We start from the raw sequence: 21,106 nt of genomic DNA on the forward strand, positions 1-21,106 counted from the left end.
AGACCTCAGGGGTCTCGGGGCGGGAGGCGCGGTGCGAGACAGGCAGGCGTCCCACAGCGCCCGCCGGGCCCGCGAGTTCGAGGCGTTCGTCGCGGGCGCGGCAGGGCGGCTGCTGCATGCCGCCACCCTGCTCACGGCCGAACCGCCGGACGGCAATCCGCACGCGCGGCGCCTGCTCGCCCTCTCGCTCGCCCACACGTACGCGTCCTGGGACCGGCTGCACGGCGAGGACCCGTACGACCGCGCCCGCCAGTACCTGGCCACCCGCTTCGCCCGCGGGGCCTGGCACCGGCACGGCGCCGTCCTCGCCCGCGCCCGCAGGCGCCCCGTCGGCCCCCTGCGCGGACTCGCCCCGCAGGAGCGCCTGATCCTGGTGCTCAGGCTCTACGAGGGCGTCGCGGAGGAACAGACGGCTGCCCTGCTGGGCCTGCCCGTGGAACGGGTACGGACGATCTGCGAACGCGCCACGGCCGCCCTGCTGCACCCGCCCGCGGAACGGTCCCGCCCGGTGCCGGAACCGAAGGCGGCGACGTCATGACGGGCGCCCCCGCGCGGCGAACGGCGAGTGCGACCAGGACGCCCGCGCGGAGGACGGGGAGGCTCCGGTGAACCGGCTGCAACGAGAGGCGGCGGCTCGGCGGATCATGGAGCAGTCGCCGCCGCCGGTGCCGCCCGGGCTGTACGCGGACGCCGTGCGCCGCGGAAGCCGCATGCTGCGCCGCAGGACGGCCGTCCGCCGCGTGATGTGGCTGCTGCTGTGCGCCGCGGCCGTGGCGTTCACCGTGTGGGCGCTGACCGTCCAGCCCTGGGTGGAGCCGCCATCGGAGACGACCCCACCCGTGACGGGCTGGGAGGGCTGGTGAGCCGTTCTCCCGGCTAGCCCAGCGCCTGCTGGAGGTCGGCGAGCAGGTCGTCGACGTTCTCGATGCCGACCGACAGCCGCACCAGGTCGGCGGGCACCTCCAGGGCCGAGCCGGCCGCGGAGGCGTGCGTCATGCGGCCCGGGTGCTCGATCAGCGACTCGACGCCGCCCAGGGACTCGCCGAGCGTGAAGACCTTCGCGCGGTTGCAGACCTCGACGGCCGCCTCCTCGCCGCCCTCGACGCGGAAGGACACCATGCCGCCGAACGCCTTCATCTGCTTGGCGGCCACCTCGTGCCCCGGGTGCTCCGGCAGCCCCGGGTACAGGACGCTCGTCACGCGCGCGTGCCGGGTGAGCATCTCGGCGACCTTGGTCGCGTTCTCGCTGTGCCGGTCCATGCGCACCGCGAGGGTCTTGGTGCCGCGCAGCACCAGCCAGGAGTCGAAGGGACCGGCGACGGCGCCCATGGCGTTCTGGTGGAAGGCCAGCTCCTCGCCCAGCTCCTGGTCGTTCACGATCAGCGCGCCGCCGACGACGTCCGAGTGGCCGCCCATGTACTTGGTCAGGGAGTGCACGACGACGTCCGCGCCGAGCGCCAGCGGCTGCTGGAGGTACGGCGTGGCGAAGGTGTTGTCGACGACGAGCCGCGCGCCGGCGTCCCGGGCGACCTGGGCGACGGCCGCGATGTCGGTGATGCCGAGCAGCGGGTTGGACGGCGTCTCCACCCACACGGCCTTGGTCTTCGGCGTGAGCGCCGCGCGTACGGCCGCCGGGTCGCTCGTGTCGGCCACGGACCATTCCACGCCCCACCGCGTGGCGACCTTGGCGAACAGCCGGAAGGTGCCGCCGTACGCGTCGTTGGGGATGACGACGTGGTCGCCGGGGCGCAGCAGCGCCCGCAACAGGCAGTCCTCGGCCGCCAGTCCGGACGCGAACGCGAGACCGCGGCGGCCGCCCTCCAGGGCGGCCAGGTTCTCCTCCAGGGCCGTGCGCGTCGGGTTCGCGCTGCGGCTGTACTCGTAGCCGCCGCGCAGCCCGCCCACGCCGTCCTGCTTGTACGTCGACACCTGGTAGATCGGCGGGACCACCGCGCCGGTCTGCGGATCGGCGGTGTTGCCCGCGTGGATCGCGAGCGTCTCGAAGTGCTGACTGATGTGCCTGTCGCTCATGGGCCCCGAGCGTAGCGGCGCGGACGGCTCCGTGCGTTTTCCACAGGCTCACGGGGCAGGTTGGCCAATTGTCGGCGCGGTCTGGTTCGCTTGAGACATGGAGATTCTCTGGGTCCTGATGGCACTGGCCATGCTGGCCGTGGTGCTGGTCCCCCTTCTGCGGCGCCGGCGGAGCGCGGTCGGCCTGGTCCCGCCCGGCCACCCCGACGCGGCGGATCCCGCGAACTACGGCTTCGCCCGCGAGGAGGAGCTCGACATCCGCATGCCCGGTCCCGACGAGGACCTGCTGGAAGTCCTGGACCTGGTGCAGCGCACCCAGGACTACCGGGGAGCCCGGCAGCTCCTGGCCGGCACGGAGGCCGAGGGCGAGCGGCGCTGGCAGCGCGTGCAGGCCTTCGCGGGCGCCGCGTCGCTGGAGCTGGCGCAGCGGCCCGGCGGTGTCGGTGAGACGCCGGGCGGCCAGTGGCTGCGGGTGTGGCGGGCCGAGGCCCCCAAGGACGCGGGCGGGGCGGCCGTGCAGGCCGAGTTCCTGGTGCAGCAGGCGTGGCGGACGGCGACGCCCGGCACGGACGAGTTCCGGATCATCATGGAGGAGGCGAAGGCGGCCTGCGGGGAGGCGGCGCTGCTCGCCCCCGGGGACCCGATCCCGTACATCGTCGAGCTGTCGGTGGCCCGCGGGCTCGGCTATCCGCGCGAGGAGTTCGAACAGCTCTGGCTGAAGATCCTCGACCGCGCCCCGAACCACATGGGGGCGCACCTGGCCGCCCTGCACTACTGGTGCGAGAAGTGGCACGGCTCCCGGGAGCTGGCGTACTCCTTCGCGGAGGCCGCGGCCGCCCGCGCACCGCGCGGTTCCCTCCTCGCGGCGATGCCGCTCTTCGCGGTCTACGAGCACCTGCCCGAGATCACCATGGTCCGCAGCTTCCACCAGAGCGAGGTCGTCACCAAGGCGGTCCACGGCGCGCTGCACGCGGTGCACTCGGCCCGTCCCGACGACCCGATGCAGGCGCACGTCCGCCATCTGCTGGTGTTCTTCCTGGTCCGCGGCGAGCGCTGGTCCGAGGCCATGAACCAGCTGATAGTGATCGACGGCCACGTGGGCGCACTGCCCTGGACCCTGTCCCCCGACCCGGCCGGGGAGTTCGCCGTCTACCGCGCCCTGGCGGTCGCGGGCTACGAGGCCAACGGCGGGAGCCCGGCGACACTCCCCCACTGACGGCCCCGGTACCGGTGGCTCGACGCGGGAGGGCGGCCAGGCGGCATCACCGCCTGGCCGCCCTCCCGTGACCGTCCGGTCCCGTCAGCCCTCGGAGCGGGCGGGCAGCCGCCATCCCGGGCGCGGGAAGTGGCAGGTGTAGCCGTCCGGGTACCGCTGGAGGTAGTCCTGGTGCTCGGGCTCGGCCTCCCAGAAGGGGCCGACCGGCTCCACCTCGGTGACGACCTTCCCCGGCCACAGCCCGGAGGCGTCCACGTCCGCGATCGTGTCCTCGGCGACCCGCTTCTGTTCGTCGTCCACGTAGTAGATCGCCGAGCGGTAGCTCATGCCGATGTCGTTGCCCTGGCGGTTCTTGGTGCTCGGGTCGTGGATCTGGAAGAAGAACTCCAGGAGCGTGCGGTAGTCGGTCTGCTCGGGGTCGAAGAGGATCTCGATGGCCTCCGCGTGCGTACCGTGATCGCGGTACGTCGCGTTCGGCACGTCACCCCCGGTGTAACCGACCCGGGTCGCCGTCACGCCCGGGAGCCGCCGGACCAGCTCCTCCATCCCCCAGAAGCATCCGCCCGCAAGCACGGCCCTCTGCGTCTGCGCGGCCATCGCGGCCCTCCAATTCCCGTCACTCTGATCACTGGGGCTACTCGGCTCGCACACCGACATCCCACGTCCACCTCCCTCAACGCAGGAACGCTGCGAGCGATTCCGCGCCGCATCGGGGGCATGCGGCCGCCGGCACGGCTCTTGCCCGGGCGGGGTGAGCGGTCACCTGGTGCGGACGGGCATATCGGTTCTGCCTCACTCGTTCGAGCGGTGGGCCGGCGCACGCGGTGGATACTCTGGGGCGTGGGACCAGAATCGCGCCCATGGGAGTAGCAATGACCACCTCGGCTGCCGGGCAACCACTCATCCCCCAGCCCCCTGCCACGGTCGCCGCCTTGCGCCAGGCGATCAGGCAGATCGTCCCGGCCGCGCTGCCGGCCTTCACGCGGGAGCTGGACCAGGCGGCCGACCAGTCCCGGCAGGGCTCCGACCTGGCCCCCTTGCAACGCTTCATCGCCCAGTGGGCCGCCTACGTCCACATCCAGCGGCAACCGGAGCTGGCAGCAGACCTGCGCAGCTGGGAGGAGCTGGCCGCGTCGGGGGACGCCGCCCAGGCACGCCAGGCCGCCTCGGAGATCGGCCGCATCCTCGACCAGGCACACGCCGCCGTCGGCCTTCCCTCCCGGTGACCACGGAGTGGCGATGGGAGTACGACCCTGACCACGTTCACGTGGCAGGCGGTGTCCCTGTTCATGTAGTGGCGGAAGTGGAACGGCTGGCGGGTCAACTCATCGACCTGGCCGGTACGGGCGTCGACATCAGCGAACTCGGCAACGGTCCGCGGCCCGGGGGGCTACGGCGGATGGACGCCGCCGGCGGCTGGTTCTACTTCCTCGTGGCACGCGGGAGCCGCTCGTCATCATCGTCCCTATCGTCCCACCGCTCGACGCGCTGTAGACCCCGGCCCCCGAAGCCACGGACACAGAGACCATGACCATCACGTCACCCTCGCTGGCGGTCCTCTGGCGGGACCTACGCCCCTCCGGCCCGCCCGTCGCTCACACGTTCCGCAGCGGGTACGCCGACCGATGGGTCCGTTTCCACACCCTTCCCGGATCGAAGCGCTACCCGGAGACGGCAGGCGAGTACGCGACCGTACTGGAGCGGCACAACGCCATCCTCGACGAGCTGTTCCCGGGCACCGATGTCTTCGTGGTGACCGCGGACTGGGCCGCCACAGCGGACGGTCCCGCCCACCACCCGGAGCCCCGCCGGACGCTGCACGCGGACGGGATCCACTGGTGGACCGACTCGGACACGGCCGATCCTGACCCCGACTTCCACGTCCACATGCGTCTCTACGCCGACCGACGGCCCTGGCGACCAGGCTGCGTCGACGAGCTGCTGCGTGCCGTCGCCGACGACCGGCTCGCCGAAGTGTTCCTCACCGACACCGGCCTCCGGCGCATCCACCACCCGTACGACGGCGGCGCGGACGTCGTCCTTGCCACACCGGCCGAACGGGACCGGTTCGCCAACCGGTATGTGGAGTGGTTGCCCACCTGACGGGACCGGTCCGTGACCACGAGACGTCCCGCGACAACCGGATCCTCACGTGTCCGAGGCTGTACCGCTGTCTACGACGGTCGGAGGGCCAACGAACGCAGCAAGCCAGCGGAACTCTCCAGCGGCTCCGGGTTGTGCGGAGTACGGCTCCCACGCCAAGGCGTAGGAGCCCGCCAATGCGCAGGTGTTCGGCACGTACTTCCCTTCGGCCCAGAGCAGCGTCCCGGCGAGCTCACGCCCCCCGTGGATCCTGAAGTCGTGGTCACGGGTAGGTCGGCGGCCGGGGACCGGTGGCGTCCACAGGGACGGTTCGTTGGTCAGCATGATCGCGAGACCGTTCTGTGCCGTGCGGCCGCAGAACCGCTCCAGCCTGGCTATGTCGCGTACGAAATTCAGGCGCGCGAGATCCGTGGCGGCGTGAGACCTGAGCGCGTAGTCCTCGGAGGGAGTGCCGGCCGTGCCGGTCCATTTCCGGGTGAAGTACTTGAACTCGACGGCGGTACGCGCATCGGGTCCGATGCAGAGCAGGTCCAGGTACTCGGTTCTCCCCGACGACCGTTGCGGAACCTCGAGCCGGGACTCGACCTCCGGTGCCAACTCCCACAGGGCTCGGGCGAAACTGTGCTGAAGATCGGCCTCGGAGTGGAAGACGGGCCTGCGCCGGCGCAACCGGGCCACGACCTCGTGCAAGGACGTCCGACCGGCGATGTTCCCTGGGCCGCCGACCGGTGCCATGGCTCTGTGCTTCATGGGACGACTACTCCACTTCGATGCCGAAATCCCGGACGAGTTCCTCCAGGCCGCCCGTGTAGCCCTTGCCGCCCAGGACGAAGTCCCAGTCACCGTTCGGCCGCCGGCGGAAGGAGCCGAGCACCAATGCCGTCTCGTGCGGCCGGCCGTCGGAGACTGCGAGCTGTCCGAGCTCGGCCGCACCCGGGTCGAGCAGCCGGATGCGTGCGTCCGTGAAACCGGAGAGGTCTGCGTTCGGGTTGATCTCCGGGTCGACGGCCGCCACCAGGACGAGGCGGTCGGCCTCAGCGGGCAGCCCTTCGAACGAGACGCAGATCGCGGCCTTGTCCGGTTCGGTCGCGGGAAGCGTACGCACTGAGCCGTCCGGCACCTGCGGGTTGTTGAAGAAGACGAAGTGATCGTCACTGAGGACCTGATTGCCACGACAGACCAGAGCGCACACGTCCAGGGCGACGCTCCCTGCCCATGACATGCCCAGGACGTTGTAAGCGTCGGGCAGCGGAGCGGCCCGTGACACCGACGTCTGTTGCTCCGGTGCTTGCCGGACGCCGTCGCCGAGGCGTCCCCGCAGTCCGTGACGGTGCAGGAGATCCACGAGTTCCGGGCCGGAGACGAGTTCCAGCGGCTTGCCGTTGGCGAAGGTGTGTGAACCCGGACCGAAGCCCGACGTCGTCACGAGCACGCCCTTGTTGGCACCGGCGTCCTGCACGGTTCCGTACAAGTCACGGACGGCGGCGGGCGGCACCGTGTTGCGGTAGCGCTTCACCTGGACGACGATCTTGCCGCCCCGGATCGGCGTGGGATCCAGCGCGTCGACGTCCACGCCGCCGTCGTTGGAACGCTGGGTGGTCACCGCCTGCATGCCCATCGCCCGGAAGAGATCGGCGACGAGCCCCTCGAAGGCGATCGGGTCCATGGCGAACAGGTCCGCTTCCTCACCGTCGCCGTGGGAGACGACGCTGTCACCGACGTCCGCGGGCCGCCTGCCCGGCCGTACCGGGGAGAGCTGGTCCGGTCGGGCCGAGACCTGTCCGCGAAGCGCGTCGGCCAGGCAGCTCCCTGCGTCCACCTGCGCCAGATGCAGGTCACGGAACGAGGAGCGTGAGGCCATCACGGTCGCGAGGAAGATGTGGCCGGGACGGCCCGTCGTCGGATCGTGCCCGTCGACGAACCCGTTCAAGGCCACTGACTCGAGCGCTCCCGCCTCGTCCGCGGCGAACAACTCGTGCAGGACCAGCAGCACGCACTGGGCCAGCACCTCCCGGTACAGGGCGCGGCGTCGGCCCACCGGCTGGGGGGTCTCCTTGTCCTGGTCCACGCTGGGCATGTACCGGACGGACTTCACACCCGGTACGACGTCGTAGGCGGGCAGCTCCCAGTCCAGGACCAGTTGCCCGGCCGCCGAGTCGTAGGCGGCCGTCACCTGGCGCGGGAATCCTTCCGGCCATGCCGTCGAGGCGTAGAGGGCCGCGGAGAAGTACTCGATCACCGCATCGGGGTCCCGGCGCCTCACTCCCTCGGTGACCGCCACCACCCCGGTGTTGTGCCGCCGCACATCGGCCAGTTGGGTGTCGGCCCACTGCTGGTACTGCCGTTGGTACGAGGCCAGCTCCCGCTGCCGGTGAGCCTCGGCTGCCTGCGCGGCCTGCCAGTCCCGCTCGAAGCGCGTCCGCGCCTCCGCCTGGGCCTGGGCCCGGCGGTTCGCCGTCCAGCCACTCTGCGTCTGGTAGTGCCTGAAGTCCGGCATGGGCACCGGCTGCGCCAACGGTCCGGGCGCGAAGGGCTGGACCTCCTCGGGCCGCAACAGAGCGGCAGCCGTGAACGCCGGAGCCCGGCAACCCGAGGCCAGCAGTCCTCGCAACGACGCCACCTTCGCGTCCAGTTCCTCGGTCCGTCGTAGAGCCTCCGCCTTACGGTACTCACGGTGGCTCTGAGCAGCCCGGTACTGATAGGCCCGCGCCTGCTGTTCCTGCTGCCTCAGCCGCCTGGCTTCGGCTTCCCGCTGCCGTTGCTGCTGCCGCTGCACCTCGGCCCAGACGCCGACGAGACCAGTAGACCGACGACTCATGTGCTGCATGCCCTCCCCAAGGCACCGGCTGTCCCCACAACCAGTTGTAACCAGACGACTCTAGCCAGCAATCGCCGTCTCGCCCATCCGGTCGTCGAGAATTCCGCGCCGGTCCCGTCTCCGCGGGTGGCAACCCCAGGGCGGTCCGGCCGGTCGAGGCGTGGATCATGGAGCCGTGACGGAGTGGACGACGAAGCCGCCGCCGGCCGAGCGGGCGGTGTTCGAGCCGGAACTCACGGCCTACCAGCGGACGCTGCGGAATCGGCTGCTGGCGGCCCCGGTGGTGCCCGCGCCAGATCCCTGGCGTCCGGTTTTCGAGTACCGGCGCGGCGTCCCCGTCGGCGGACTGCTCGGCATCGGCTTCGCGTCGCACCCCGAAAGCGGCCACGACCTGGTCATGGTCGTCTCGCGCGACGGCCACGGTCTCTTCGACGCCGTCACGGGCGAGAAGATCGCCAGGGACCGCGACCCCGATCCGGAGGACAGCACCCCCGCCGCGGTCGCCGACCTGTCCTGCCCCGGGCTGGGACCCGTAGCCGGGAGCCGCGTACGCATCGCGGGGCTCTTCGGCGGTGGGCTGCACACCACCACCGGGGACGGCTGGGCCCTGGAGGTGGTCACTCCCGCCTGGCCGAACGAACGCGTCCTTCTGTCCTGCGACGGCGGGCTCCCCCACACCCGTCCGCACGGACAAGAGTGGTGGCACGTCTTCCACGCCGACTACTCCTCCTTCCGTGCGGCCGGCTTCTCCCCGTCCGGACACACCCTCGCCGTGGCGACGAGCAGTGACCTCAGTTTGTGGACGAGAGCGGACGCCCGGCAGGGCTGAGCCCGGTCGGTCGCCGCGGTCGCTCCTTCAGTAGGGTCTTCGCAGCCGGTGCGCAGGGGCGGCAAGGGGCGGTTGGTGGGCGCGGGTTGGCTCGATCGGGGGAGTTGCGGATGTTGCGGACGGCTCGGGGGTTCGCGGTCGGTGCGGTGATGCTGACGGGGCTCACCGCTTGCGGTGGTGGCGGGGAACCCGTAGCCCGCGGTGACAGCACGGCGTCCGCCGACGCGGGCAGGGCGGACGCGCCGGCCACCGGCGGAGACCGGGAAGCGAAGGCACCGGTCGTACTCACCCAGGACCAGGTGCGCAGAGCGCTGGTCGACACGGAGAGTGCCCCGGACGGGTGGGAAGGATTCGGCGCCGACATCGAGGTACCGGAGGAGTCCCTCAGGATGTGCCGGGAGGACACGGGCACCCGGTGCGACGGCTTCGTCGCTCTGGGATCGTCGTTCATCCGGCAGTCGGTGTCCGGCGGCCGGGTCGTCTTCCGCATCTACGCCTTCGGCACGCCGGGCGACGCCGAGGCGGCGATGAAGGGCTTGGCAGCCGGGGAGCGCGGCAAGGCCGGCAGCCGGGCCCGTCCCTTGGACGTGCGGCTGGACACGGACGAGACCGATGCGTTCACCGGCCCGGAGACGATGATCGTCACCCGCCTGGGCGGCACGCTGGTCCGGGTGACGAGCGAGGGTCTTCCGCAGACCGTGCCCTACGCCGATCTCGCCAGGCTCCAGACGGCTCGCGTCCGGCAGACGGCCGCGCTGGAGGGCGTCGGTCCGTGATTCCTCCGGCCGGGGGCGGGAGCCGGTGACCCGGGGGCGGCCAGGACGGTGCCGGAACGCGGCGTCGCCCCGTCACTCCACCCGCCGCAACCCCGTCACCAGCACCCCCACCAGGCGCCGGGCGTCGTAGCGCGGGTCGTTCTCCGCGCCGATGCAGAGGTTGCCGACGCCGCGCATGAGTTGGTAGGCGGACAGGTCGGAGCGGATCTCGCCGGCGGCGGCCGCGGTGTCGAGGAGGCTGGTGCAGACCGGCACGAGGCGGTCGAGGAAGTACGCGTGCAGCGTCTCGAAGCCGGCGTCGCCGGACTGGAGCACGCCGGCGAGGCCGTGCTTGGTGACCAGGAAGTCGACGAAGAGGTCGATCCACCGGGCCAGGGCGGTGTACGGGGTGGGGCTGCTCGCCAGCAGTTCGGGGCCGGCCTCGGCGCAGGCCTCCACCTGGTGCCGGTAGACGCCGATGATGAGGTCGGCCCGCGTCGGGAAGTGGCGGTAGATCGTGGCCGTACCGACGCCCGCCTCGGCCGCGATGTCTCGGACCGGTGCCTCCACGCCGGACCTCACGAAAACCGCGGCGGCCGCTTCCAGGAGGGCCTCCTGGTTGCGCCGGGCGTCCGCCCGTCTGGGGCGGTCGGTGCGGCCCGCGGCCTCGTCGGCGTCCACCATCGCGTCGTTCCTCCAGATCCCGGCATTGCTAAACGGGACACCGTTCCGTATCTTCAAACGGGACGGTGTCCCGGTTGCCCATGATGCCAGAGCCCGGAGCCGTCGTGCCATGCCGTGCGCCCGCGCACCGCTGCCCCCTCTCCCTTCCCTCGACGGAGGAACACGATCATGCAGTACCGCACCTTGGGCCGTACCGGCGTCCAGGTCAGCTCCCTCGCGCTCGGCGCCATGAACTTCGGCGCCATCGGCCGCACCACCCAGGACGAGGCCACCGCCATCGTCGACGCCGCGCTGGAGGCCGGGGTCAACGTCATCGACACCGCCGACATGTACGGCCGGGGCGAGTCGGAGGAGATGGTCGGCAAGGCCGTCGCCGGCCGCCGCGAGGACATCGTGCTGGCCACCAAGGCGGTCATGCCGATGAGCGACGAGCGCAACCACCGGGGCGCCTCGCGCCGCTGGCTGGTCACCGCGCTCGACGACAGCCTGCGCCGCCTCGGTGTCGACCACGTCGACCTGTACCAGGTCCACCGGTGGGACCCGGAGACCGGCGACGAGGAGACCCTGGCGGCACTGACCGACCTCCAGCGCGCGGGGAAGATCCGCTACTTCGGGTCCTCGACCTTCCCCGCGTACCGCATCGTGCAGGCGCAGTGGGCCGCCCGCGAGCACCGCCTGAGCCGCTACGTCACCGAGCAGCCCAGCTACTCCGTCCTCCAGCGCGGGATCGAGAGCCACGTCCTGCCCGTGACCGAGGAGTACGGGCTCGGCGTCCTGGCGTGGAGCCCGCTGGCGTCGGGATGGCTGTCGGGCGCGGTGCGGGCGGGCCGGGAGATCGCCACCCACCGGTCGGCGTTCATGCCGGAGCGCTTCGACACCTCACTGCCCGCCAACCGGGCCCGGCTGGACGCCGTCGAGCGGCTGGCCCGGGTCGCCGACGAGGCCGGACTGACCATGATCCAGCTCGCCCTCGGCTTCGTGACCGCGCACCCCGCCGTGACCAGTGCCCTCATCGGCCCCCGCACCCTGGACCACCTGCACGCGCAGCTCGCCGCCGCCGACACCGTGCTCCCCGGCGACGTACTGGACGCGATCGACGAGATCGTCGCGCCCGGTACCGACCTGGCGGCGCACGAGAAGTTCGACACGCCGCCCGCGCTGCTCGACCCGTCGCTGCGGCGGCGCCGGCTCCCGGTCCCCGCCGGGCTCACGAGCGCGCGGTAGCCGACGCGCCGTCCTGCGCCCGCCCGGCCCGCTCCCTCAGGAACTCCTCCCACGTCCGCCGGCCCGTCCGCGCGCCCTCCAGCGTGAGGTTGGCGCCCGCGCGGTAGGCACGGCCCGCCTTGCCGGGGATGCGGACCGGCAGCCGCGGGCGCCGGCGGCGGCCGTGCAGGGCCAGGTAGGGCCGGACCAGGGCGGGCAGGTCGTGGACCTCGGGACCGGTCAGGTCGGGGACGCGGCCGGCGGGGGCCGCGAGGGCCAGTTCGGCCATGCGGGCGGCGACCTCACGGGAGTCGACGGGCTGGAGGCGCAGGCCGCCGGGGACGGGCAGGACCGGCAGCTTGGCCATCTTCTCGATCATCGTCAGGGTCAGCTCGTGGAACTGGGCCGCCCGCAGCACCGTCCACCCGATGCCCGACTCGGCGACGGCCCGCTCCGACTCCAGCTTCGTCCGCAGCCACGCCAGCGGGACGGCGTCCGCTCCGACGACCGAGATGTACACGAGGTGCCGTACGTCCGCCCCGGCGGCCGCGCGCACCAGGGTGCGGGTCGCCTCGTCGTCGCCCTTGGGGCCGCCGGCCAGGTGCAGCACGGTGTGTACGCCGGCGACGGCGGCCTCGACGCCCTCCCCGGTGAGGAGGTCGCCGGTCACGTAGGTGACGCCGTCCGCGTCGGGGCGGGGGCTCCGGGTGAGGATCCGCACCTCGTGGCCGGCCGCCCGCAGCAGCGGGACGACGTGGCCTCCCAGGGTGCCGGTGCCACCGGTGACCAGGAGGGGGGTGGTGGGGTCGGAGGGGGTCGAGGGGTACGTCATGGCTGCTGCTCCCGGGGTCCTGGCGTCCGGGGGAGCGGGTGTGGGTCCGCCCCGCCCGGACGTCCGCCTTGTGTGTCCGTGGCGGTATGACCCGGGGCGGGGCGGGAGTGTGACAGGGAGGGCGAGATTTCTTCCGCGGCCTCTTCCTCGTATCCTCCGCGGAGCCCTCCCCCGGCGTCAGATCGTCGCCGTGTCGATCACGAAGCGGTACCGCACGTCGCTCGCCACGACCCGCTCGTACGCCTCGTTGATCTCGGAGGCGGCGATCAGCTCGATCTCGGCGCCGAGGCCGTGCTCGGCGCAGAAGTCCAGCATCTCCTGGGTCTCGGCGATGCCGCCGATCATGGAGCCGGCGAGGGTCTTGTTGCCGCCGATGAGCGAGAACAGGTTCAGCGCGATGGGCTCCTCGGGGGCGCCGACGTTGACCAGGGCGCCGCCGGTCCTGAGCAGACCGAGGTAGGCCCCGAAGTCGAGCGGTGCGGAGACCGTGGAGAGGATCACGTCGAAGGTGCCCGCCAGGTCCTTGAAGGTCTGCTCGTCGCTGGTCGCGTAGTAATGGTCGGCACCCAGCTTCAGGCCGTCGTCCTTCTTGCGCAGCGACTGGGACAGGACGGTGACCTCGGCGCCCATCGCGTGCGCGATCTTGACGCCCATGTGGCCAAGGCCGCCCAGGCCGATCACGGCGACCTTCTTGCCGGGGCCGGCGCCCCAGTGCTTGAGCGGGGAGTACGTGGTGATGCCCGCGCACAGCAGCGGCGCGGCCACGTCCAGCGACAGCCCGTCGGGGATGCGGACGGTGAAGGCCTCGGCGACGACGACCTTCTGCGAGTAGCCGCCGTACGTGGGCTTACCGTCGTAGCCGACGGCGTTGTACGTGCCGACGCTGCCCTTGAGGCAGTGCTGCTCCATGCCGGCCTCGCAGTTCTCGCACTCGCGGCAGGAGTCGACGAGGCAGCCGACGCCTACGCGGTCGCCGACCTCGAACTTGGTGACGCCGGGGCCGACGGCCTCGACGACACCGGCGATCTCGTGACCGGGGACCATCGGGAAGATGGCCTCGCCCCAGCCCTCGCGGGCCTGGTGGATGTCGGAGTGGCAGATGCCGGCGAACTTGATGTCGATCAGGACGTCGTGCTCGCCCACCTCGCGCCGCTCGATGGTGGTGCGCTCCAGCGGAGCCTTGGCGGCGGGTGCTGCGTACGCGGCGACAGTGGTCATGCCGGGTTCTCCGGGATTCTCTTGGCTTGACTGGGTGATGCCTCCACCCTGCCCGCGACCTGCGGTTCCACCCAGACCACGGCTTTGCGTACGACCGGCGTGCGTACCACTGGCGGGGACAGGCTCCGGTGCGTACGACCGGGAATACGTCCGGCGATACTGGAAGCATGGATGGACAGCTTGACCGGCGGGCCGAACTGAGCGAGTTCCTGCGCACCCGGCGGGCCCGGCTGAAGCCGGAGGACGTGGGGCTGGAGTCCTTCGGGCGGCAGCGCCGGGTGCCCGGCCTGCGGCGGGAGGAGCTGGCGCAGCTGGCCGGGGTGTCGGTGGCGTACTACACGCGCCTGGAGCAGGGCAACGGGCAGAACGTGTCGGCGGAGGTCCTGGACGCCATCGCGCGCGCCCTGCGGCTGACCGACGCGGAACAGGCCCACCTGACGCATCTGGCGAGGCCGAAGCAGCAGCGCCGGCGGGCCGGGGCCCCGCGGGGCAGGCAGCCGGTGCGGGTGGCGCTGCTCCAGTTGCTGGAGTCGATCGAGACGGTGCCCGCGTACGTGACGGGCCGCCGCTCGGAGATCCTCGCCTGGAACCGGATGGCGGCAGCCCTCTTCGGCGACTGGGGCAAGCTGCCGGCCGCGGAGCGGAACTGGGCGCGGCTGGTCTTCCTGAACCCGGACTACCGCGAGTTGTTCGTGGACTGGGACCAGAAGGCGTACGACATGGTCAGCTTCCTGCGCATGGACGCGGGCCGGCACCCGGACGATCCGCGGCTGTCCGCGCTGGTCGGCGAACTGTCCGTGAAGAGCGAGGAGTTCCGGCGACTGTGGGCCACGCACGACGTCAAGGAGAAGAGCTACGGCGTCAAGCGGATGCGGCACCCGCTGGTGGGTGACCTGACCCTGTCCTTCGAGACGTTCCGTCTGGTCGACGACGACGAGCAGTGCTTCGTGACGTACCACGCCGAGCCGGGCTCGCCGTCGGCGGAGGGACTGCGGCTGCTGGCCAGTTGGGGGACGGACGCGGCGGCCACCTCCGCGGTCACGCCGTGAGCGCGCCCTGACTCAGCGCCGCGACGGAGGCAGGCCTTCCGCAACGATGTCGGCGAAGGCCCGGGCCGGCGGGGACAGCGCGTCCCAGCGGCGTACCGCCCAGCCGACCGACAGCGGCGGCAACGCCGGGATCGGGACCAGGCGCAACGGCCCGTGCTCCGTGGCGGCGGGCAGACCCGGTACGGCGGGCACGACGGCGTGTCCCAGGCCGAGTTCGGCGAGCAGCAGTGCCGTGTCCCAGTCGGCGACGCTCGTGTTCGAACCCGCCCTGACACCCAGCTCGTTGAAGGCCTCGTCCAGCAGCCCGCCGGAGGTCGAGTTGGGCGGCAGGCGGACGAGGGGGACCTCGTCGAGGTCGGGTACCTCGATGTGCGAACGCGCCGCGAGCGGGTCGTCCGCCCGGGCCGCGAGCACCCAGGGCAGGTCGAAGACGGGCCGCTGCTCTATCCCGCGTACCGAACCGGCGATGGTGATCCAGGCCAGGTCCAGGTCGCTGGAGAGCAGTGCGTCGAAACAGTCGCGGCTGGAGGTCTCGGTCCGGAACTCCAGGCTCACCCCCGGGAATCGCCGGCGGAATGACACGATCGCCTCGGCCATGAAGTGCCGCACGGTCGTCCCGCCGGTGGTGATCCGTACCGAGCCGGCCTCACCGTCCACGAGGTCCCCGAGTCGGCGCAGGGCGAGATCGAGCCCGGCAATGCCCTCGGACGCGGCTTCACACAGGACGCGCCCCGCGGCGGTGGGCACGACGCCGCGAGGCTGACGTTCCAGCAGGCTCGCACCGCTCTCCCGCTCCAGCCGCTTCACGTGCTGGCTCACCGCCGACTGGGTACAGCCCAGGTCCCGGGCCACGGCGCTGAGGCTCCCGGCCCGGCACACGGCGACGAACACGCGCAGGTCGTCCAGGGTCATGGACCCAAGGTACAGCTTGGAGGAGGCGAGCAATCCCCAGGATTGACTGGGGTATTGCGGGCCATCAGGATCGTACTGCGGTCCAGGCGGCAACCCGTCCGGTGCCCTCGCGCGGATCCGGACCGAGCGACGGCGCCGTCCGGGTGCCGACCCGGCGACCGCCCTGCCGCCCCGTCTGCCGTGCAGCCGGAGGCCCGAGCTGCCGGAAGGACCTCGCACATGACCACCTCTCCCGTACGTCCGTGGACCGTGGCCGTACTCGGCCCCGGCGGGGTCGGCGGACTGCTGGCCGCGCTGCTCGCCCGTGCGGGGCACCGGGTGATCTGTCTGGCGGGCCCGGCCACGGCGGCCGCCCTGCGCGAGGACGGGCTGCGCGTGCGCAGTGCGCAGTTCGACGACTTCTCCGTCCGGGTGGAGGCGGCCACCGAGCTGCGGGAGCCGGTCGACCTGTGCCTGGTGACGGTCAAGAGCACCCGCCTGGAGGCGGCCCTGGAGAAGGTCCCGCGTCAGATGCTCGACGAAGGGATCGTGCTGCCGCTGCTGAACGGCGTCGAGCATCTCGCGGGGCTGCGCCGGCACTTCGGGGAGCGTCGGGTGGTGGCGGGTGTCATCCGGGTGGAGTCGACTCGCGTCGCACCGGGAGCCGTCGAACACGGCAGCCCGTTCACCGAGGTCGATGTGGCGGGGCCCGCCGAACGGCTCGGGGAGTTGCGTGACGTCCTCCGCACCGCGGGCGTGACGGCCCAGGTGGCCGGCGACGAGTCCGCGCTGCTCTGGACCAAGCTGGCCTTCCTCGCGCCGTTCGCGCTGCTCACGACGTGGTACGGGAGGACGATCGGCGAGGTTCGCACCGAACGCCGCGCGGAGCTGGTCGCTGTCCTCAGGGAGGCAGCCGCGGTCGGCGGAGCCTGTGGTGCGTCCGTCGATGTCGCCCGGTCCCTGGCGCTGTACGAGGCGTTCCCGCCCTCCGCCAGGTCGTCGATGCAGCGGGACGCCGAAGCGGGGCACCCACTGGAACTGGACGCCATCGGGGGCGCGCTCCTGCGCGCCGCCCGGCGACACGGGGTGTCCGTTCCGGTGGTCGCACGGCTCGTGACGGACCTGGAACGCCGCCACCGTACGGTCACGCCGTGAGCGTGCCCCGGCTCAGTCGCTTCCCGCGCTCCGCCACGGGAGACGGCACTTCTCACGTTGAGGCGCTCCGGCCGGACGACGCCCCGTGCCGCCCGACCGGATTCAGGACCTCCCACCCTGTGCCGGGGCTACGGGTACCGGCGGGGTGAACACGCCTCCCAGCAGGGTGGCCGCCGGCAGGGAACTTCGTCGTGTGGCCGCAGTCGCTGTCGGCAGAACAGCGGAACAGAACATTCCGATGCGACCGCAGAGCGAACGGGACAGCGGCTGCCACCCCGGTGCGGGGGCGGCAGCCGCTGTGCGCGCGAAGACGTGGAGGTACTGAGGGGACGGTGACGGGTCAGACCGCCGAACCCGCCTTCCACTGGGCCCAGTCCATGTTCCAGCCGTTGAGGCCGTTGTCCGGGGCGATGGTCTTGTCGCCGGTGTTCTGGACGACGACCACGTCACCGACGATGGAGTTGTCGTAGAACCAGGCGCCCGGCGTGTTCGGGTCATCGGCGCCCTGGGCGTCGGCCAGGCCCACGCAGCCGTGGCTCGTGTTGGCCTTGCCGAAGATGCCCTTGCCCCAGTAGTTGCCGTGGATGAAGGTGCCGGAGGTGCTCAGGCGCATGGCGTGGGGCACGTCCTTGATGTCGTACTCGCCCTCGCCGTCGTCGTCGGTGAAGCCGACGGTCGCGCCGTTCATCCGGGTCTCCTTGAACTTCTCGGAGATCACCATCTGGCCTTCGTAGGTCTTGTTCTCGGGGGAGCCGGCGGAGATCGGGATGGTCTTGATCGTCTTGCCGTCCTGCGTGACCTTCATCTGCTTGGTCTTGGCGTCGACGTACGAGACCTGATTGCGGCCGATCTTGAAGGTGACCGACTTCTGCTGGACGCCGTAGACGCCCTCGGCGCCCTCGACCCCGTCGAGCGCCAGCTTGAGGGTGACGGTGGAGCCCTCCTGCCAGTAGTCCTGGGGGCGGCAGTCCATGCGCTGGGTGCTGAACCAGTGGCAGGCGACTTCCTGGCCGCTGCTGGTGTTGACCGTGATGCCCTTCTGGACGGCGGCCTTGTTGGTGATCTCCTTGTCGAAGTTGATCGACACGGGCATGCCCACGCCGACAGTGGTGCCGTCGTCCGGGGTGAAGGTGCCGATGAAGCTGTTCTTCGGGGAGACCGTGGTGAACGACGCGTTCTCGTGGGCGGCGCGGCCCTCGGAGTCGGTGGCGGTCGCCGTCACCTCGTAGGTGGTGGCGCGCTCCAGCTGGCCGCTGGGCTTCCAGCTCTTCTTGTCGGCGGATATCTGGCCCTCGACCGCAGTGCCGTCCTTGGCGGTCATCTTGACCTCGGTGAGCGAGCCCTTGCTCACCGTGACGGCGGCGGAGTTGTTGATGGAGGCGTTGTCGGTGCCGTCCCCAGGGGTGATCTTGATCTGGGCCTCGGACGACTTCTTGGCCGCCGCCTTGTCGGCCTCGGCCTGCGAGGTCTTGCCGTCCCCACCCGCGGAGGTGTCGGCGTCGCCGCTGGAACATGCCGAGAGCACCAGCACACCGCCGAGCAGTGCGGACGCGGCCGCCAGGCCCTTGCGCCGCTTACCGTCCGTCATCACACGCTTCTCCATCGTCGCCGATTCCCGTGACCCCGAGATTCCCCGTCAAGACTTTCAACGCTACGACCGGTTCATCCCGTTCCACATCGGTCTCCGGTGTGGGGCATACCACGTTTCCGCTCGGGGGCGGTACGTGCAGCGGTACGGGGGCGGTCCGTGCGCCCCGTGAGACGACGAAACCCCGGACGGTGGTTGCCGCCCGGGGTCACGAATTTCCCCACACCGCGTCAGCCGACCGTCATTTCATCGTCTTCCGGGTCGTTCTCGTCGCCATCTTCCTCGTCCGGGTCCCACTCGGGCGAATCGGGGTCGTAGTCGATCTGCTCACTGCTCCAGGAGGCCTGCTGGAGCTCCACCCCGGGCACCTCGCCGACCAGGTCGAACGGGTCGACGAGGTAGGCCAGGGCCTCGGCGGTGTCGTCGGTCACAGCGCTCTCGGCGTGCGCCCGTTCGGCGTCGGACAGGTCGGCGTCGCCGGCGACCGCCTGCAGCGCGGCACCGGTGACGGCCTGTTCGTCGTCGACCTCGAGGACGAGGTCGACGCGAATCCGTACAAAACGTGATGTCTGAGGAGTGCTCATGCCCGGAGCGTAAGGCCGACCGCTCCCGTGACTTTCCTGTGACCCGCGCCTTTCACTAACATCTGCCCACACGGCCAATTCGCCAGCGCCACAAGGGGATCGATATTCCGTGTCATCCGCTCGCCGTCCGTTGCTGACCGCCGCCGCCGCGGGCGGTCTGCTGTGCGCCCTGTGGTTCGTCCCGTCCGCGAACGCGACGCCGGAGACACCGGTGCTCGAGTCCGCCGCCGCGAGCCCGTCTCCGCAGGTCACCGCGCAGGCCAGAGCCGCCTCCACGGGCACGGCGGCCACCGGTGAGGAGACGGCCCGCCTGGCCGACACCGGAAGCTTCGACAGCACCCCCTACGTCGTCGGCGGCGCCCTCTGCCTCGGACTGGGCATCGGCTTCGTCGGGTACTCGGTGCGCCGGGAACGCCTTGAGTTTTAGAAGACTTGACGTTCTTTTGGGATTTTTGACCAAGTGAGAACAGGTGAGACCACGAAAGGGGCCCCCGTCACTCCGACGGGGACCCCCTCCCTGTTCGGCGGGAAGCGCTAGCGCAGCGGTCCGGTGACCGTCTCCGCCGCCGCGACCAGGTGCCCGTCGCGCACGAACGCGTCGGCCGCGGCGAGGTCGGGCGCCAGGTAGCGGTCCGGGCCGGGGCCTTCCACGCCGGCCGCCCGTACGGCGTCGATGACGGCCTGGGACGCCGGGGCCGGGGTCAGGCCCTCGCGGAGCTGGATCGCGCGCGTGGCGGCGTACAGCTCGACGGCGATCACCCGGGTGAGGTTGTCGACGGCCGTGCGCAGCTTGCGCGCCGCCGACCAGCCCATGGACACGTGGTCCTCCTGCATCGCTGAGGACGGGATCGAGTCCGCCGAGGCCGGTACGGCGAGCCGCTTCAACTCGCTGACCAGGGCCGCCTGCGTGTACTGGGCGATCATCAGCCCGGAGTCGACGCCGGCGTCGTCGGCGAGGAACGGCGGCAGGCCGTGGCTGCGGTTCTTGTCCAGCAGCCGGTCCGTGCGCCGCTCGGCGATGGAGCCGAGGTCCGCGACGGCGACGGCGAGGAAGTCGAGGACGTAGGCGACCGGGGCGCCGTGGAAGTTGCCGTTGGACTCCACGCGCCCGTCGGGCAGCACCACCGGGTTGTCCACGGCCGACGCCAGCTCACGCTCGGCGACGAGACCCGCGTGGGCCATCGTGTCGCGTCCGGCACCGGCGACCTGCGGGGCGCAGCGCACCGAGTAGGCGTCCTGGACGCGGGGGGCGTCGTCCTGATGGTGTCCGGTGAGCCCCGAGCCCTTGAGCACGGCGGCCATGTTGGCGGCGCTCGCGGCCTGCCCGGGGTGCGGGCGGATGGCGTGCAGCTCGGGGGCGAGCACCTTGTCGGTGCCGAGCAGGGCCTCCATGGTCAGCGCGGCGGTGATGTCGGCGCTCTTGTAGAGGGTGTCGAGGTCGGCGAGGGCCATGACCAGCATGCCGAGCATGCCGTCGGTGCCGTTGAGGAGGGCGAGACCCTCCTTCTCGCGCAGCTCGACCGGGGTGATCCCGTGCTCGGCGAGCAGTTCTCCGGCGGGCCGTACGGTGCCGTCGGGACCCTCGGCGTCGCCCTCGCCCATGAGGGTGAGCGCGCAGTGCGACAGCGGGGCGAGGTCGCCGGAGCAGCCGAGGGAGCCGTACTCGTGCACGACCGGGGTGATCCCGGCGTTCAGCACGTCGGCCATGGTCTGCGCGACCTCGGGACGGACGCCGGTGTGCCCGGAGCAGACGGTCTTCAGCCGCAGGAACATCAGCGCCCGGACCACCTCGCGCTCGACGCGCGGGCCCATCCCGGCGGCGTGCGAGCGGACGATGTTGCGCTGGAGCTGCGCCCGCAGGTCGGGGCTGATGTGCCGGGTCGCCAGGGCACCGAAGCCGGTGCTCACGCCGTACACGGGGTCCGGCTTGGCGGCCAGCGCGTCCACGATGCCGCGGGCGGCGGCGAGGGCCGCCACCGCCTCCTCGGAGAGCTCGATCCGGGCGCCGTCGCGCGCCACGGCGAGGACGTCGGACACGGTGACCCCGGACGTCCCCACCACCACAGTGTGCATATCCATATTCAGGAGCGTACGCAGTGAATTCGATGATGTCACGGGGGGATGCGTCACGGATGCGTGCCGCTTGCGCC

General features: G+C 71.5%; 22 protein-coding genes. 11 read left to right on the forward strand and 11 right to left on the reverse strand.

Annotated elements, in window-relative coordinates; genetic code table 11:
• Positions 1–31: 31 nt before the first annotated feature.
• Positions 32–538, forward strand: coding sequence for a sigma factor-like helix-turn-helix DNA-binding protein (locus AMK11_RS08170; protein WP_073724716.1), 507 nt, complete (start codon positions 32–34; stop codon positions 536–538).
• A gap of 67 nt (positions 539–605) precedes the next feature.
• On the forward strand, positions 606–863 hold the full coding sequence (locus AMK11_RS08175) for a hypothetical protein (RefSeq protein WP_073724718.1): 258 nt from the start codon (positions 606–608) through the stop codon (positions 861–863).
• Between the two features lie 13 nt (positions 864–876).
• On the opposite strand, the gene AMK11_RS08180 is transcribed toward AMK11_RS08175, so the two are convergent.
• The gene (locus AMK11_RS08180; RefSeq protein ID WP_073724720.1) at positions 877–2,031 is read right to left on the reverse strand and encodes a cystathionine gamma-synthase; all 1,155 of its coding nucleotides are present in this window, start codon (positions 2,029–2,031) and stop codon (positions 877–879) included.
• Between the two features lie 97 nt (positions 2,032–2,128).
• Here AMK11_RS08180 and AMK11_RS08185 point away from each other — a divergent pair, with 97 nt between their 5' ends.
• Entirely contained in the window at positions 2,129–3,247 is a 1,119-nt protein-coding gene (locus AMK11_RS08185; RefSeq protein ID WP_073724722.1) for a hypothetical protein, read from the forward strand.
• A gap of 84 nt (positions 3,248–3,331) precedes the next feature.
• Here AMK11_RS08185 and msrA read toward each other — a convergent pair whose 3' ends face one another.
• Positions 3,332–3,844: a peptide-methionine (S)-S-oxide reductase MsrA gene (gene msrA / locus AMK11_RS08190; RefSeq protein ID WP_073724724.1), complete on the reverse strand. Its 513-nt coding sequence runs from the start codon at positions 3,842–3,844 to the stop codon at positions 3,332–3,334.
• Between the two features lie 275 nt (positions 3,845–4,119).
• Between msrA and AMK11_RS08195 the strand changes: the two genes are divergently transcribed.
• Together AMK11_RS08195 and AMK11_RS08205 are read left to right on the forward strand one after the other, a co-directional pair.
• Positions 4,120–4,473, forward strand: coding sequence for a DUF6247 family protein (locus AMK11_RS08195; RefSeq protein WP_073724726.1), 354 nt, complete (start codon positions 4,120–4,122; stop codon positions 4,471–4,473).
• Between the two features lie 301 nt (positions 4,474–4,774).
• Entirely contained in the window at positions 4,775–5,350 is a 576-nt protein-coding gene (locus AMK11_RS08205) for a DUF3885 domain-containing protein (RefSeq protein WP_073724728.1), read from the forward strand.
• 45 nt (positions 5,351–5,395) lie between these two features.
• On the opposite strand, the gene AMK11_RS08210 is transcribed toward AMK11_RS08205, so the two are convergent.
• Positions 5,396–6,085 carry a hypothetical protein gene (locus tag AMK11_RS08210; protein WP_073725676.1) on the reverse strand — a complete coding sequence of 230 codons (690 nt, stop codon included), beginning with the start codon at positions 6,083–6,085 and terminating at the stop codon, positions 5,396–5,398.
• 22 nt (positions 6,086–6,107) lie between these two features.
• Entirely contained in the window at positions 6,108–8,168 is a 2,061-nt protein-coding gene (locus tag AMK11_RS08215; protein WP_198941334.1) for a restriction endonuclease, read from the reverse strand.
• Positions 8,169–8,343: 175 nt separating this feature from the next.
• Here AMK11_RS08215 and AMK11_RS08220 point away from each other — a divergent pair, with 175 nt between their 5' ends.
• Positions 8,344–8,997 (forward strand): hypothetical protein, encoded by a 654-nt coding sequence (locus AMK11_RS08220; RefSeq protein WP_073724732.1) that lies wholly within the window; start codon positions 8,344–8,346, stop codon positions 8,995–8,997.
• A gap of 110 nt (positions 8,998–9,107) precedes the next feature.
• Positions 9,108–9,773 carry a hypothetical protein gene (locus tag AMK11_RS37345; RefSeq protein ID WP_073724734.1) on the forward strand — a complete coding sequence of 222 codons (666 nt, stop codon included), beginning with the start codon at positions 9,108–9,110 and terminating at the stop codon, positions 9,771–9,773.
• Positions 9,774–9,845: 72 nt separating this feature from the next.
• On the opposite strand, the gene AMK11_RS08230 is transcribed toward AMK11_RS37345, so the two are convergent.
• Complete coding sequence (locus AMK11_RS08230; protein WP_073724736.1) at positions 9,846–10,436, reverse strand: TetR/AcrR family transcriptional regulator; 591 nt, start codon at positions 10,434–10,436, stop codon at positions 9,846–9,848.
• A 168-nt stretch (positions 10,437–10,604) separates the two neighbouring features.
• Between AMK11_RS08230 and AMK11_RS08235 the strand changes: the two genes are divergently transcribed.
• A complete protein-coding gene (locus tag AMK11_RS08235) occupies positions 10,605–11,660 on the forward strand; it encodes an aldo/keto reductase (protein WP_073724738.1) in 1,056 nt (351 codons plus the stop codon).
• On the opposite strand, the gene AMK11_RS08240 is transcribed toward AMK11_RS08235, so the two are convergent.
• The gene (locus tag AMK11_RS08240) at positions 11,644–12,471 is read right to left on the reverse strand and encodes an SDR family oxidoreductase (RefSeq protein ID WP_073724740.1); all 828 of its coding nucleotides are present in this window, start codon (positions 12,469–12,471) and stop codon (positions 11,644–11,646) included. The two genes, AMK11_RS08235 and AMK11_RS08240, sit on opposite strands and share 17 nt — an antisense overlap.
• A gap of 177 nt (positions 12,472–12,648) precedes the next feature.
• Positions 12,649–13,689 (reverse strand): NAD(P)-dependent alcohol dehydrogenase, encoded by a 1,041-nt coding sequence (locus AMK11_RS08245; protein WP_073724742.1) that lies wholly within the window; start codon positions 13,687–13,689, stop codon positions 12,649–12,651.
• Positions 13,690–13,856: 167 nt separating this feature from the next.
• Here AMK11_RS08245 and AMK11_RS08250 point away from each other — a divergent pair, with 167 nt between their 5' ends.
• Positions 13,857–14,738 (forward strand): helix-turn-helix domain-containing protein, encoded by an 882-nt coding sequence (locus AMK11_RS08250; RefSeq protein ID WP_073724744.1) that lies wholly within the window; start codon positions 13,857–13,859, stop codon positions 14,736–14,738.
• A gap of 12 nt (positions 14,739–14,750) precedes the next feature.
• Here the strand turns inward: AMK11_RS08250 and AMK11_RS08255 are convergent, their stop codons facing one another.
• The gene (locus AMK11_RS08255; RefSeq protein WP_073724745.1) at positions 14,751–15,650 is read right to left on the reverse strand and encodes a LysR family transcriptional regulator; all 900 of its coding nucleotides are present in this window, start codon (positions 15,648–15,650) and stop codon (positions 14,751–14,753) included.
• A 219-nt stretch (positions 15,651–15,869) separates the two neighbouring features.
• Here AMK11_RS08255 and AMK11_RS08260 point away from each other — a divergent pair, with 219 nt between their 5' ends.
• Positions 15,870–16,784 (forward strand): ketopantoate reductase family protein, encoded by a 915-nt coding sequence (locus tag AMK11_RS08260; protein ID WP_073724746.1) that lies wholly within the window; start codon positions 15,870–15,872, stop codon positions 16,782–16,784.
• 340 nt (positions 16,785–17,124) lie between these two features.
• Here the strand turns inward: AMK11_RS08260 and AMK11_RS08265 are convergent, their stop codons facing one another.
• Positions 17,125–18,372: a L,D-transpeptidase gene (locus tag AMK11_RS08265; RefSeq protein WP_073725678.1), complete on the reverse strand. Its 1,248-nt coding sequence runs from the start codon at positions 18,370–18,372 to the stop codon at positions 17,125–17,127.
• Between the two features lie 230 nt (positions 18,373–18,602).
• Positions 18,603–18,956 carry a hypothetical protein gene (locus AMK11_RS38105; protein ID WP_073724747.1) on the reverse strand — a complete coding sequence of 118 codons (354 nt, stop codon included), beginning with the start codon at positions 18,954–18,956 and terminating at the stop codon, positions 18,603–18,605.
• Between the two features lie 109 nt (positions 18,957–19,065).
• On the opposite strand from AMK11_RS38105, the gene AMK11_RS38110 reads away from it, so the two are divergent.
• Entirely contained in the window at positions 19,066–19,383 is a 318-nt protein-coding gene (locus AMK11_RS38110) for a hypothetical protein (protein ID WP_073724748.1), read from the forward strand.
• 107 nt (positions 19,384–19,490) lie between these two features.
• Here the strand turns inward: AMK11_RS38110 and hutH are convergent, their stop codons facing one another.
• Complete coding sequence (gene hutH / locus AMK11_RS08280) at positions 19,491–21,029, reverse strand: histidine ammonia-lyase (RefSeq protein WP_073724749.1); 1,539 nt, start codon at positions 21,027–21,029, stop codon at positions 19,491–19,493.
• Positions 21,030–21,106: the final 77 nt, after the last annotated feature.

This window comes from Streptomyces sp. CB02414, from assembly GCF_001905385.1.
Taxonomy (GTDB): domain Bacteria; phylum Actinomycetota; class Actinomycetes; order Streptomycetales; family Streptomycetaceae; genus Streptomyces.

Coding starts and splice junctions, on each gene's coding strand:
- AMK11_RS08180 (WP_073724720.1), bottom strand. CDS start 2,031: ATGAGCGACAGGCACATCAGTCAGCACTTCGAGACGCTCGCGATCCAC.
- AMK11_RS08185 (WP_073724722.1), top strand. CDS start 2,129: ATGGAGATTCTCTGGGTCCTGATGGCACTGGCCATGCTGGCCGTGGTG.
- msrA (WP_073724724.1), bottom strand. CDS start 3,844: ATGGCCGCGCAGACGCAGAGGGCCGTGCTTGCGGGCGGATGCTTCTGG.
- AMK11_RS08195 (WP_073724726.1), top strand. CDS start 4,120: ATGACCACCTCGGCTGCCGGGCAACCACTCATCCCCCAGCCCCCTGCC.
- AMK11_RS08205 (WP_073724728.1), top strand. CDS start 4,775: ATGACCATCACGTCACCCTCGCTGGCGGTCCTCTGGCGGGACCTACGC.
- AMK11_RS08210 (WP_073725676.1), bottom strand. CDS start 6,085: ATGGCACCGGTCGGCGGCCCAGGGAACATCGCCGGTCGGACGTCCTTG.
- AMK11_RS08215 (WP_198941334.1), bottom strand. CDS start 8,168: ATGAGTCGTCGGTCTACTGGTCTCGTCGGCGTCTGGGCCGAGGTGCAG.
- AMK11_RS37345 (WP_073724734.1), top strand. CDS start 9,108: ATGTTGCGGACGGCTCGGGGGTTCGCGGTCGGTGCGGTGATGCTGACG.
- AMK11_RS08230 (WP_073724736.1), bottom strand. CDS start 10,436: ATGGTGGACGCCGACGAGGCCGCGGGCCGCACCGACCGCCCCAGACGG.
- AMK11_RS08235 (WP_073724738.1), top strand. CDS start 10,605: ATGCAGTACCGCACCTTGGGCCGTACCGGCGTCCAGGTCAGCTCCCTC.
- AMK11_RS08240 (WP_073724740.1), bottom strand. CDS start 12,471: ATGACGTACCCCTCGACCCCCTCCGACCCCACCACCCCCCTCCTGGTC.
- AMK11_RS08245 (WP_073724742.1), bottom strand. CDS start 13,689: ATGACCACTGTCGCCGCGTACGCAGCACCCGCCGCCAAGGCTCCGCTG.
- AMK11_RS08250 (WP_073724744.1), top strand. CDS start 13,857: ATGGATGGACAGCTTGACCGGCGGGCCGAACTGAGCGAGTTCCTGCGC.
- AMK11_RS08255 (WP_073724745.1), bottom strand. CDS start 15,650: ATGACCCTGGACGACCTGCGCGTGTTCGTCGCCGTGTGCCGGGCCGGG.
- AMK11_RS08260 (WP_073724746.1), top strand. CDS start 15,870: ATGACCACCTCTCCCGTACGTCCGTGGACCGTGGCCGTACTCGGCCCC.
- AMK11_RS08265 (WP_073725678.1), bottom strand. CDS start 18,372: ATGACGGACGGTAAGCGGCGCAAGGGCCTGGCGGCCGCGTCCGCACTG.
- AMK11_RS38105 (WP_073724747.1), bottom strand. CDS start 18,956: ATGAGCACTCCTCAGACATCACGTTTTGTACGGATTCGCGTCGACCTC.
- hutH (WP_073724749.1), bottom strand. CDS start 21,029: ATGCACACTGTGGTGGTGGGGACGTCCGGGGTCACCGTGTCCGACGTC.